10 protein-coding genes are annotated in these 12,529 nt (G+C 69.9%); 7 read left to right on the top strand and 3 right to left on the bottom strand.

Annotation, left to right across the window (positions count from 1 at the left end; genetic code table 11):
- Positions 1-229 precede the first annotated feature (229 nt).
- On the bottom strand, positions 230-808 hold the full coding sequence (locus C7389_RS22780) for a flavin reductase family protein (RefSeq protein ID WP_133594964.1): 579 nt from the start codon (positions 806-808) through the stop codon (positions 230-232).
- 81 nt (positions 809-889) lie between these two features.
- Between C7389_RS22780 and C7389_RS22775 the strand changes: the two genes are divergently transcribed.
- Positions 890-1,957, top strand: coding sequence for an extracellular catalytic domain type 1 short-chain-length polyhydroxyalkanoate depolymerase (locus tag C7389_RS22775; protein WP_133594963.1), 1,068 nt, complete (start codon positions 890-892; stop codon positions 1,955-1,957).
- A gap of 336 nt (positions 1,958-2,293) precedes the next feature.
- Positions 2,294-3,244: an AEC family transporter gene (locus C7389_RS22770; RefSeq protein WP_133594962.1), complete on the top strand. Its 951-nt coding sequence runs from the start codon at positions 2,294-2,296 to the stop codon at positions 3,242-3,244.
- Positions 3,245-3,254: 10 nt separating this feature from the next.
- Here the strand turns inward: C7389_RS22770 and C7389_RS22765 are convergent, their stop codons facing one another.
- Positions 3,255-5,084, bottom strand: coding sequence for an SLC13 family permease (locus C7389_RS22765; RefSeq protein ID WP_133594961.1), 1,830 nt, complete (start codon positions 5,082-5,084; stop codon positions 3,255-3,257).
- 405 nt (positions 5,085-5,489) lie between these two features.
- Between C7389_RS22765 and C7389_RS22760 the strand changes: the two genes are divergently transcribed.
- From C7389_RS22760 to C7389_RS22750, 3 genes are all read left to right on the top strand, one after another.
- Positions 5,490-5,840, top strand: a complete 351-nt coding sequence (locus C7389_RS22760) for a hypothetical protein (protein ID WP_133594960.1) — start codon at positions 5,490-5,492, stop codon at positions 5,838-5,840.
- Positions 5,841-6,153: 313 nt separating this feature from the next.
- A complete protein-coding gene (gene trmA, locus C7389_RS22755; RefSeq protein WP_133594959.1) occupies positions 6,154-7,242 on the top strand; it encodes a tRNA (uridine(54)-C5)-methyltransferase TrmA in 1,089 nt (362 codons plus the stop codon).
- Positions 7,243-7,491: 249 nt separating this feature from the next.
- Positions 7,492-8,052, top strand: a complete 561-nt coding sequence (locus C7389_RS22750; RefSeq protein WP_246034937.1) for a flavodoxin — start codon at positions 7,492-7,494, stop codon at positions 8,050-8,052.
- Positions 8,053-8,155: 103 nt separating this feature from the next.
- Here the strand turns inward: C7389_RS22750 and C7389_RS22745 are convergent, their stop codons facing one another.
- Entirely contained in the window at positions 8,156-8,797 is a 642-nt protein-coding gene (locus C7389_RS22745; protein ID WP_133594958.1) for an RluA family pseudouridine synthase, read from the bottom strand.
- Between the two features lie 559 nt (positions 8,798-9,356).
- On the opposite strand from C7389_RS22745, the gene C7389_RS22740 reads away from it, so the two are divergent.
- Both C7389_RS22740 and C7389_RS22735 read left to right on the top strand, forming a co-directional pair.
- Complete coding sequence (locus tag C7389_RS22740) at positions 9,357-11,822, top strand: membrane-bound PQQ-dependent dehydrogenase, glucose/quinate/shikimate family (RefSeq protein WP_133594957.1); 2,466 nt, start codon at positions 9,357-9,359, stop codon at positions 11,820-11,822.
- Between the two features lie 231 nt (positions 11,823-12,053).
- Complete coding sequence (locus C7389_RS22735; protein ID WP_133594956.1) at positions 12,054-12,506, top strand: YaiI/YqxD family protein; 453 nt, start codon at positions 12,054-12,056, stop codon at positions 12,504-12,506.
- Positions 12,507-12,529 lie beyond the last annotated feature (23 nt).

Here is a 12,529-nt window from a genome sequence, read left to right as displayed (position 1 = left end):
CCGAAACCGCGAAATCTGGAGAAAGGGGGGCGTCTACGGCCCGTCCCTCTACAGATCAAGTTCATTAAAAATCGGCTGGAGAGAAACATACAAGGGGCCGGGGGAGAGGGGGCCGCCCCGCGGGACCACAACGTAGCCGCCCCTTGCAGGAGAAGCCGTGCTTCGCTTTTTCCGCCTACGCCCCGCGAGGGGAGAAGCAGTCCGCCTCGCCGCTGGTCCGCGGTTCAATTCAGCTGCGCCCAGGCACCTCGAAGGCCTCCCCGGTGACAAAGAAATGCCCCCCGGCCACATGGTGGATGGTGCGCTGCGCCGGGCTGGGAAATTGCCAGTGGCTGTCGGGGAAGACCTCCGCTTCGGCCCAGGCGGCGATCACTTCGCCGAGGAAGAGGTCGTAACGCTGCTGGATGTGCGGTTCGGGAATGAGCCTGCATTCCAGCCAGGCGACGCAGCCGGCCACCAGCGGCGCGGCCACCTTGGCGGCCGGGTAGCTCTCCAGCCCGAGTTCGGCGAACTTGTCGCCGTCGTGGCCGGTGGTGGAGCCTACCTTCACCACGGTGGCGGCCATCGCCCGCGACGGCAGGCCGATGACGAATTCGCCGGAGGCTTCCAGCAACTCGCGGGTGTAGGTGCTGCGGTCTATCACCACCGCGATCTTGGGCGGCTCGAAGTCCAGGGTCATGTTCCAGGCCGCCGCCATGACGTTGCGGCGGCCGCCGTGGGCGCTGGAGACCAGCACCGTGGGGCCGTGGTTGAGCAGGCGATGGGCCTTGGGCAGGGGAACCGGAACGATGTTGGAGGGAAGCGACATGGGCGTGGCCTCGGACGGGGGTGACGAGAGCGGATTATCAGCGGAAAGCGTGCCCGGCGCGGCGCTCGCGGGGGGCTGCCCATGAGGCGCAAGCGCGGGCGCTGGATAGGCGCCTGGTTCGATCTCGCCCGCAGCGGCGCACGCGCCGCCGAGCAGCTGAGCCGCGTTGGCGGGCGGGCCAGCGCCAGCCGGGGAAAGGCCTTGCGCAAGGCGGCCACGCAACTCGCCAGCGGGGTGGTGACGCCGGCCGCGCCGGCGCCCGCCACCGCCAAGGTGCGCGGCGGCGGCCGCTGGGTGGAGGGCCGCTGGGGCCTGGGGCCGCTGGCGATGCGCCATTACCGCCTCTACCTGCCGCCCGGCGCCAGCCTGCGCCGGCCGCTGCCCCTGCTGATGCTGCTGCACGGCTGCGGCCAGGATGCCGCCAGCTTCGCCATCGCCACCGGCGTGGCGGCGGTGGCGCGCGCCGCCGGTTTCGCCGCGCTGCTGCCGGAGCAGGCGCGGGAGGCGAATCCGCAGCGCTGCTGGAACTGGTTCCGCGGCGAGGCGGTGCTGCGCACCGAGGAGGCGACGCTGATGGCCATCGTCGACCACGTCTGCAACTTGCATCCGCTGCGGCGCGACCGCCTGTTCGTGCTCGGCCTCTCCGCCGGTGGCGCGATGGCGGCCAGCCTGGCGCTGGCCTACCCCGGGCGCATCGTCGCCGCCGGCAGCCATTCCGGCGCGGTGCCCTGCGCCGCCAGCAATTCCACTGAAGGCCTGCAGGCGATGCGCGGCCGCCGCGCGCCGGACCTCGCCCGCGCCCGCCGCCAGCTCGCCGGCAAGCTGCCGCCGCCGCTGATCCTGATCCACGGCGAGTCCGACCACAGCGTGGCGCCCGCCAGTGCCGAGGCCACCGCCCAGCTGTGGCGGGAGCTGGCAGCGGCGCAACGGCTGAAGGTGAGCGCGCCGCGCATCGCCCGCAGCGGCCGCCGCCACCCTGCCACCGTGGCCGACTGGGGCTGTGCCGGCCGGCCCTACCTGCGGCTGGTGCGCATCGCCGGCCTGGGCCATGCCTGGAGCGGCGGCCACCGCCGGCAGGCATTTTCCGATCCGCAGGGGCCGGATGCGCTGAAGCTGGCCTGGCGGTTCTTCCTGCGCTGCGTGGACTGAGGCGCTGGGCCGGGCGGCCTGATCTGCCGCCGGTTTGCATCGTCGGCGGGTGACGTCTGGCGCTGTGCGAGCCAATTGCCCGCGGGCGATCACCAGCGGCAGGTGGCTGCCGGGACATCCCCGGCTCCCCGCGGGTGGAGGGCGCGGCCGGCCTGCCAACCCGCATGAGGCACAGCCCGCCGCTCGGGGCGCTGGCAGGGCGCAGGCGCATGGGCCGCGATGCCATCCGGATGGCCGCGGCTGCGCTGCGCTTTCCCGGCGGGCGGCAGGCATTGTTCCCGCCGGACCCGGCGCGTAGAGTTGCGCCCTTTGTCGCAGCGGCGGGCGGTAGCGGTCATGGCGGAGTTCTTCGGCGTCCTGGGTTTTTCCTTCACCGTCACCGGGCCCATCTTCGTGCTGCTGGGGCTGGGCGTGCTGCTGATGCGCACTGGCATGCTCACCGATGCCTTCGTCGCCGTCGGCTCGCGGCTGGTGTTCACCATCGCCCTGCCGACGCTGATGTTCCTCGCCATCGCCCGTACCCGCATCGAGGATTCCGCCAACCCGGCGCTGATCGCCTTCGGCCTGGGAATGACGCTGGCGGTTTATCTGTTCATGGAGTGGGTGGCCAGGGTGTTCGTGCAGCCGGCGCGCGACCGCGGCGTGGTGGTGCAGGGCGCCTTCCGCTCCAACATGGGCATCATCGGCCTGGCCTACTGCGTGAATGCCTATGGCGAGGCCGGGCTGGCGGCGGCCTCGCTGTACATGGGCATGGTTACCATCCTGTTCAACGTGCTGGCGGTGGTCACCCTCAGCCGCTCGCTGCACAAGAGCCAGGGGGCGGGGCGCATGCTCAAGGGCATCGTCACCAATCCGCTGATCATCGGCATCGTGCTGGCGCTGCCGGTGTCCTGGCTGCAACTGCCGCTGCCGAAGGTGATGATGCAGGCCGGCAAATACGTGGGCGACCTCTCGCTGCCGCTGGCGCTGCTGTGCACCGGCGCCTCGCTGGACTTCAAGAGCCTGCGCGCCGAGATGGGCAATACGTTGATCTCCACCCTGGGCAAGTTGGTGCTGGTGCCGCTGCTGTTCACCCTGGGCGCGATGGCGCTGGGTTTCCGCGGCATCGAGCTGGGCATCGTCATGTTGATGGCCTCGGCGCCCACCGCCGCCGCCAGCTATGTGATGGTGCGCGCCATGGGCGGCAATGCCACGCTGGCGGCCAACACCATCGCCCTCACCACGCTGGGTTCGCTGCTGTGTACCAGCGTGGGGGTGATGGTGCTGCGCGGGCTGGGGATGATGTGAAGGCGGCGCGCTAGAGCGGAAACAGCCACGGCAGCACCAGGATGCTCACCGCCATCACCAGCGCGGTGAAGGGCACGCCCACCTTCACGTAGTCCATGAAGTGGTACTTGCCTGGCCCCAGCACCAGGGTGTTCACCGGCGAGGACACCGGCGTCATGAAGGCGGCGGAGGCGGCGATGGCGACCGTCATCGCGAAGGGCAGCGGCGAGGCGCCGACCTGGGTGGCGGTGGCAACCGCGATGGGCGCCATGAGCACCGCGGTGGCGGTGTTGGAGATGAACAGGCCGACCACTGCGGTGAGCAGAAACAGCGCCGTCAGCAGCATGCGCGGCGAGCCGTCGCCGGCGACCTCCAGCAGGCCGCCGACGATGAGGTCTATGCCGCCCGTCTTCTGCAGCGCGGTGGCGAAGGGCAGCATGCCGACGATGAGGATGAGGCTCTGCCAGTTGATGGCGCGGTAGGCGCTGTCCAGGTCGATGCAGCGGAAGGCGCCCATCAGCAGGCAGCCGAGGAAGGCGGCGATGACGTTGGGCACCGCGCCGCTGATCATCAGCGCCACGGTGAAGGCCAGCGTGGCCAGGGCGAAGGGCGCGCGGCGGGTGGCGGGGGCGGCCTCGTCGATTTCCGCCGGCAGGCTGAGCACCAGGAAGTCGTGGCCCTGCGCCTGCAGCAGGCGGATGGCCTTCCAGGTGCCGGCCACCAGCAGGGTGTCGCCGATGCGCAGTTTCTTGTTGAGGAAATCCGCCACCGCGCCGCGGCGCCGGCGCAGGCCGACGACGTTGAGGCCGTGCTGGGAGCGGAAGCCCAGCTCCAGCACCGTCTTGCCGATGAGGCTGGAGTCCGGCGGCACCGAGACTTCGGCCAGGCCGAGGTCGCGGGACTGGTCGGTGAAATAGTCACCCTTGAAGGCGCGCGGCTGCAGATGCATGGACTCGCAGAAGTGGCTGAGGTCGGTGTCGGCCTGCAGGAAGTCCACCAGGATGACGTCGCCGGCCAGGATCTCGCGGCTGGCGCCGGGGTTGAGCAGGATGGGGCGGAAGTGGCGCTGACGCTCCACGCCGACCACGTTGGCGCCGAAGCGGCTGCGCAGGTGCAGCTCGCCCAGCGTGTGGCCGACCAGCGGCGAGCCGTGGCCCACGTGCAGCCGGCGGGCGCGGCCGGCGAGGCCGTAGTCGCGCACCAGGTCGCGCAGGCGGCGGCGCGGGCGGGCGGCGGCGCCTGCGCCGTGGCGGCTGCCGTCCAGCCAGCGCCGCGCCACCAGCATGTAGCCCACGCCCATCGCCAGCACCAGCAGGCCCATCGGGGTGAAGGAGAAGAAGCCGAAGCCGCTGTGGCCGGTGCGCGCCAGCTCGCTGTTCACCACCAGGTTGGGCGGCGTGGCGACCAGGGTGAGCATGCCGCTGATGAGGCCGGCGAAGGAGAGCGGCATCATCAGCCGGCCGGGGGAGATGTCCAGCCGGGCGGCGACGCTGAGCGCCACCGGGATGAAGATGGCGACCACGCCGGTGGAGCTCATGATCGAACCCAGCCCGGCCACCGCCAGCATCAGCAGCACCAGCAGCCGGGTTTCGTCGCTGCCGGCGCGCGCCACCAGCCAGTCGCCCACCCGGTAGGCGATGCCGGTGCGCACCAGCCCTTCGCCGATGACGAAGAAGGCAGCGATCAGCAGCACGCTGGGCTCGCTGAAGCCGGCCAGCGCTTCCGGCACGGTCAGGATGCCGCCCAGCACCAGCGCCACCAGCGCGATCATCGCCACCACGTCCATGCGCGGCCGGTTGACGATGAAGGCGAGCACGCAGGCCGCCAGCAGGCCGAAAACGAGCAGGATGTCGGTGCTCATGCGGCTCTCCGCCACCGCGCGCGCGGCGCCGGCAGGGGGGTGGATGCCCGATTGCCGAGGTGGTGCGCGGCCCGCCTTCCACCCACGCTGGGCAGACAGGCGGGGATGTGGCCGGCGCGGCGGGCGCCGGCAGGGGAGCGGGGCGAAAGCAGGGCGCGGTGCAGCGTCATCGGGAGCGGTATCGGTGGCAGAAGGGGCAAGGCTGGCGAGGCGGGACGCCGCATATTGCCGGCCCGCCGGGCGCCCAGGCAATGCCTGGCGCATCCACTGCCGGTGGCGCGGCGGCCGGCTGCGCTCCAATGCGAGCATGGCGGCAATCGGTTACGGTAGGAATCTTTTCCGCCCCGCGGGCTCTGACTCCTTACATTTTTTCAACGCAGCGCTGACGCTGCCGCAAGGAATCTCATGTATTCACAGCACAGAAACGCTTTCTACGAACGCCTCTCCCGCCCCCAGGGCGGCCCGCCCAGCCTGCTGCAGAAGATCGTCGCGGTGCTGAGCACGCTGGCCTTGTTCGCGGTGTCGCTGATGTTCTCGGTGGTCTTCTTCGCCATCGTCCTCACCCTGGGCGCTGTCGCCTGGGGCTACCTGTGGTGGAAGACCCGCGCGGTGCGCCGCCAGATGCGCGAACGCGCCGCGGCGGGTGCAGGTGCCGGCGGCACCCAGCGCGGCCGTGGCCCGGCGGGCGGTGCCGGTGGCGGCATGGTGATCGAGGGCGAGGTGATCCGGGAGGTGAGGGAGGATGAGCGGCGCTGAGGCGGGCGCCGGCTTCGCATCCTGTCCTGACGCACCCCGCTGAGCGCCGCGCCCGCGGCGCTTGTCTTTTTCCCGAACGAAGCTTCTCTGCCCCTCCGGCTTTGCCGGTGCGCTGCTTCTTCCGCCGGCTGCGTATACGGAACAGCCGGACGCGGTGAAACCGGCGACGGCGCCTCCCGCTCGCCGCGCTATTGCTGAGCAGTTCTTCCACAGCCGCCGCGCCGCTACGCGGTATAGTCCGCCCCTCGCCGCGCCGGCCCGGGCTCGCACGGCGCCTTTTTCTCCCGCCTTTTCCTCATCTTCCCGCTTCGCCATGCCGCTGCCCCAGATAGACCCCGCGAACTACGCCGCCCAACTCGCCGACAAGGTGTCCCGCTACAAGCAGGATTTCGCCGCCTGCGGGCTGCCGGAGCCGGAGGTGTTCGCCTCCGCGCCGCTGCACTACCGGCTGCGGGCGGAGTTCCGCATCTGGCATCACGATGGCCGCATCGACTACGCGATGTTCGACCCCGCCGCGCCCAAGACGCCGGTGCTGCTGGCGGACTTCCCGCCCGCGGCGGCGCCGATCGCGCGCGCCATGCCCCTGCTGCGCGACGCGGTGCAGGGCGTGGAAGCGCTCAAGCGCAAGCTGTTCCAGGTGGAGTTCCTGGCGACGCTGAGCGGCGAGCTGCTGGTGAGCCTGGTCTATCACCGGCCGCTGGACGAGGCCTGGGAAGCGGCGGCGCGGGCGCTGGCGGCGCAGCTGGGCGTGCTCATCATCGGCCGCAGCCGCAAGCAGAAGATCGTGCTGGAGCGGGATTGGCTGCTGGAGTCCTTCGAGCTGGATGGCCGCCAGCTGCGCTACCAGCAGTTCGAAGGCAGTTTCACCCAGCCCAACGGCGAGGTGAACCGCCACATGCTGCGCTGGGCGCGCGCGCAGGCGGCGAACCTGGGCGGTGATCTGCTGGAGCTGTACTGCGGCAACGGCAACTTCACCGTGGCGCTGGCGCCGCTGTTCGGCCGCGTGCTGGCGACCGAGATGAGCAAGACCTCGGTGGCGGCGGCGCGCTACAACCTGGAAGCCAACGGCGTGGACAACGTCACCCTGGTGCGGATGGCGAGCGAGGAGCTGAGCGACGCCTTCGCCGGCGGCCGCGAGTACCGCCGCATGCAGGGCGTGGAGCTGGCCGGCTACCGCTTCTCCACGCTGTTCGTCGATCCGCCGCGCAGCGGGCTGGACGCGGCCACGCTGGCGCTGGCGGCCGGCTTCGACCGCATCCTCTACATTTCCTGCAATCCGCAGACGCTGCGCGACAACGTCGCCGCGCTGCAGGCCAGCCACCGCATCGCCGCCGCCGCCGCCTTCGACCAGTTCCCCTACACCCACCACCTGGAGTGCGGCGTGCTGCTGGCGCGGCGCTGAGCCGGGCTTTTTCTCCGCCAACGGGCGCCGGCTTCTCCCTGTTTTTCCGCCCCGGCACGGGCCGGTACGCCTCTTGCGATGACCGGCTGGCAGACGCAGCCGGTCGAACGCCGACGCGCGCAGGCACTGGCCCTGCCTGGCTTTGCAGCCGGCGGCGGGGCGCCCGCGCATGTGCGGCACGCGACAAAGCCGCCGGCGTGGTCGCATCCGCAACCCTGCGTCCTGCACCCGACCACTCAAGGGACGCCCATGACCATGGACAAGATCGGCATCTTCTTCGGCACCGAAACCGGCACCACCCGCCTCATCGCCAAGAAAATCCACAAGAAGCTGGGCGACGAGATCGCCGCCAAGCCGCTCAACGTGACCCGCATCGAACCGGCCGAGATGCTGCAGTACGACGCCCTCATCCTCGGCACGCCCAGCTACGGCAACGAGCAGATTCCCGGCCTCGCCGCCGGCTGCCTGGAGCCGAACTGGCAGGAGTTCCTGGTGAAGCTGGACAAGAACACCGACTTCTCCGGCAAGCGCATCGCCCTCTTCGGCCTGGGCGCGCAGGAGCGCTACTCGGAGCGCTTCTGCAGCTCGCTGATGCGGCTGTACGAGGTGTTCAAGGGCTACGGCGCCGAGATCATCGCCGATGACTGGCCCACCGAGGGCTACACCTTCCAGCAGTCGGCCGCGGTGAAGGACGGCCGCTTCGTCGGCCTGGTGATCGACGAGCGCACCCAGGGCATGTACACCAACGACCGCATCGACACCTGGGTGGCGAAGGTGAAGCCGCTGCTGCTGGAGAAGGTGGCGGCCTGAGCGCGGCCTGAGCCTGCCGCCGTGGCGGGCCCGGCGTCGCCCAGGCTCAAGCGCTTCCCCCCTGTTCCCGCGGCGGCCTTGCAGCTGCCGCCGAGTTGTCGTCTCAGAACGGCGCCGGGCTGCCGAACTGCATCGGCGTGCGTTTTTCCGGGTGGATGAAGCTGATCGCCGCCGCATGCAGGCACATCCGCCCGGCTTGCGCTGCGAGCTCGGGCGGGGCGTAGAGCGGGTCGCCGACGATGGGGTGGCCGAGGGCCTGCAGATGCACCCGCAGCTGGTGGGAGCGGCCGGTGAGGGGCTTCAGCGTGAGGCGGGTGGTGGCGGTTTCGCCCGCGCCTTCGCGGCTGTCCACCGTGTAGCGGGTGAGGGCGGAGCGGCCGGCGGCGTGGTCCACCCGCTGGCGGGGGCGATTGTCCGGGTCGGGCCCCAGCGGCAGGGCGATATCGCCGCTGTCCGTGGCGACATGGCCGTAGACGCGGGCGATGTAAGTCTTGCCTATTACCCGTTGTTCGAAAGCGAGGCTGAGCCGGCGCAGCATCTCCATCCCGCGCGCCAGTAGCACCAGGCCGGAGGTGGCGGCGTCCAGGCGGTGGACGATGAGCGCGTCCGGGTACAACGCTTGCACCAGTGTCACCAGGCTGTCGCGTTGGGCGGCAGCGCCGCCGGCCGGCACCGACAGCAGCCCGGCGGGCTTGTCGGCGACGATCAGGGCATCGTCGACGTGGAGGAGGGTGAGGTGGGGCATGGGCGGGAAGAGGGAACGTGGCGGCGGATTCTATGCCGCGCCGACGGCGGTGGGCGTCGCGGCTGGCCTCTCCGCGGTTCGCAGGCTGGAAAGGGAAAGTGCTTTCCGGATGAGGGGCCGCAGGCGCGTGGCGTTCGAACCGGGAGTCCCGCTCCGCTTATTCGTCCGCCTGCGGAAATGCAATTCGCCAGCTCCGGATCGGGTTCGGGTTTCATTCGGTTTTTCATTTCCGGCTTATATGGATCTTTGGCGCGGCGGATTTGCCTGAATCGGCCTGCTCCGCGTCGGATTGGATTGAAGAATCCGTTTTTTTCCTTGCGGCACATGACTTTGCCCGGGATGGGCTGAATCGCGGAGGAATTGCCGGTAAATGCCGGATTAACCCTATATCCGCAAGCGTTTAATGGTTTTCCGCACTCCATTGCGGGAAACCGCATTCGGAAAATACGAGTCCCAATTCCCGGCGCCGGGGCGGAGAATTGCCGCCCCAACCCCAATCCAATCAAAAGTTCGCCACAAGCGACCAAGCGTTATTCGTTGAATAACGACGGAGAGAGTTATGTCCAAGAACGCTCCAGCCATTGGCATGGGAGCGCGTTTGTTCACCGGCTATTCGATTCTGATCGGCCTGGTGGGCGCCGCGCTCGCATACCAAGGCGGACAACTGGCCGCCGTTGGCGGCTCCTGGTATTACCTGCTGGCGGGCTTTGCCCTGCTGCTGGCCGGCGTGCTGATGGCCGTGGGCCGGCGTGCCGGCTTCTGGCTGTTCGGGGCCACCCTGGCCGCGACCATCGTATGGGCGCTGGCGGAAGTCGGCCTGAACGGCTGGGCGCTGATTCCGCGCCTGGCGTGGATCTCGGTGCTCGGGCTGGTGCTGCTGCCGCTGTGGAAGGGGGCGCGGCAACGCCTGGCGCCGATGTCCCGCCGGGGCTATGCGCTGGTGGCCGGCGTGCTGCCGGTGCTGGGCGCGGCGCTGATCCTGGGGCCGCTGCTGTTCCCCACCAATGTGGAGTTGGCGCAAGCCGGCACGGCGGCGGACATGCAGCCCTTCAGCCGCACGACGGTGCCCAGCCCCGACGGCAACGTCGGCGCCAGCCACGACGCCAGCAACTGGACGGCCTACGCCGGCTCCAACCTGTCCAACCACTACACCGCGGGCGACCAGATCACGCCGGAGAACGTGAAGGGCCTGAAGGTGGCCTGGGAGTTCCACACCGGCGACCTGAAGCCGGCCGACTCCAAGCTGGGCTACGCCTTCCAGAACACGCCGCTGAAGGTGGGCGAGCTGCTCTATGTGTGCACGCCGACGCAGAAGGTGATCGCGGTGGATGCCGCCACCGGGCAGGAGCGCTGGCGCTTCGACCCCAGGACCAACGAGAAGGCGATGGCCGGCGTGGCCGCCACGACCTGCCGCGGCGTGTCCTACTACCAGGCGCCGCAGGCCACGGGCGAGTGCGCCAGCCGCATCTTCTGGCCAATGGTCGATGGCCGCCTGGGCGCGCTCGACGCGCAGACCGGCAAGCTGTGCGAAGGCTTCGGCGACCACGGCTATGTGGACCTGAACAAGGGCACCGGCAACACCAAGCCCGGCTTCGTCGGCCCGACCTCGCCGCCGGTGGTGATGCGCGGCGTGGTGATCCAGCCCACCGGCCAGGTCCGCGATGGCCAGGAACGCGACGCGCCTTCCGGCGTGGTGCGCGCCTACGACGCCATCACCGGCGAGCTGCGCTGGGCCTGGGACCTGGGCAATCCGGCGATCACCGCTGAGCCGCCCGAAGGCCAGACCTACACCCGCTCCACGCCCAACGTCTGGTCGCTGATGGCCGCCGACGACGAGCTGGGCCTGGTCTATCTGCCCACCGGCAACGCCGCCGGCGACTTCTTCGGCAAGGAACGCACCGCCGCCGAGGAGGAATACACCGCCGCGCTGGTCGCGGTGGACGCGGTGACCGGCAAGGAGCGCTGGCACTTCCGCACGGTGAATCACGACTTGTGGGACTACGACATCGGCCCACAGCCCAACCTGGTCGACTGGCCGATGCCGGATGGCAGCCGCCGCCCGGCGGTGATCCAGGCCACCAAGTCCGGCCAGGTGTTCGTGCTCGACCGCGCGACCGGCGAGCCCATCATGCCGGTGCAGCAGATCGCGGTGCCGCAGGGTACCGACCACGGCGACTGGACGGCCGCGACCCAGCCGGTGTCGCCCGGCATGCCCAACACCGTGGGCCCGCCGAGCAAGGACTACGAAACGCTGAAGGAGTCCGACGCCTGGGGCATCACCCCCTTCGACCAGCTGGCTTGCCGCATCCAGTTCAAGCAGCTGCGCTACGAAGGCATGTTCACCCCGCCCAGCCTGCAAGGTTCGCTCTCCTACGCCGGCAACCATGGCGGCATCAACTGGGGCGGCGTGGCGGTGGACCTGCAGCGCGGCATCATGGTGATGAACAGCAACCGTCTGCCCTACACCGAGCATGTGTATCCGCGCGAAGTGATGAACGAGATGGGCGTGGTGTCGGTGTTCAACGGCAAGAGCAAGGTCAAGGGCTACATGGCGCAGGAAGGCCTGGCCTACGGCGCGCGCAAGGAGCCGTGGATGTCGCCGCTCAACACGCCGTGCATCGCGCCGCCGTGGGGCTACATCTCCGGCGTCGACCTGCGCACCCAGGAAGTGATCTGGCGCCGTCCGCTGGGCACCGGCTACGACCAGGGCCCGATGGGCATCCCGTCCAGGATGAAGTTCGAGCTGGGCACGCCGAACAACAGCGGCTCGCTGGTGACCGCCGGCGGCCTCACCTTCATCGGCGCCTCGCTGGACAACTTCCTGCGCGGTTTCGACACCCGCACCGGCAAGCTCGTCTGGGAAACCCGCGTGCCCGCCGGCCCGCAGGCCGCGCCCATGAGCTATACGGTGGATGGCAAGCAGTACATCGTCGCCGCCATCGGCGGCCACGACCGCATGGACACCAAGGCCGGCGACAGCGTCATCGCCTGGACCCTGGACGACGGCGCGGCGGCCAGGCACTAAGCTGCAGCTGCAACATTGGGGATGGAGAAACGGCCACCGCGAGGTGGCCGTTTTTGCTTTGGAAGGCGGCGGGTCAGCCCCCGGCCCGGAGCCCGGTGCCTGGCCCTCGCGGCTGCCGCGGCCGCGCAGGTGGGCCGCCGCCTTTGCTCCCCGTCGCCATCCCGTCGCACAATGCCGGCCCCGCCCGCGCAATACCGGCGGCTTCCACTCCACACGCACACAAGGCGCGCCATGCATATCTGGGTCGATGCCGACGCCTGCCCCGGCGTCATCAAGGACATCCTGTTCCGCTCCGCCGAGCGCACCGGCTACCCGCTGACGCTGGTCGCCAACCAGTTCCTGCGCGTGCCCTCCTTTCCCCACGTCCGCATGATCCAGGTGCCCGGCGGCTTCGACGAAGCGGACAAATACATCGTCGCCAACGTGCAGGCCGGCGAGCTGGTGATCACCGCCGACATCCCGCTGGCTGCCGACGTCGTCGCCAGGGATGCCCACGCCCTCTCCCCGCGCGGCGAGCTCTACGGCAAGGAGAACATCCGCGAGCTGCTGGACATGCGCAACTTCATGGACACCCTGCGCAGCAGCGGCATGGAAACCGGCGGCCCGCCCAAGTTCTCCACCGCCGACCGCCAGGCCTTCGCCAACCGCCTGGACGGCCTGCTGCGCAAGACCGCCCGGCGCTGAGCCGCTGCCCCGGCTGCCATTCG

Origin of the sequence: Azoarcus indigens (assembly GCF_004361735.1) — a bacterium.
GTDB lineage: Bacteria > Pseudomonadota > Gammaproteobacteria > Burkholderiales > Rhodocyclaceae > Azoarcus > Azoarcus indigens.
This window is presented reverse-complemented; position numbering and strand designations above follow the sequence as displayed.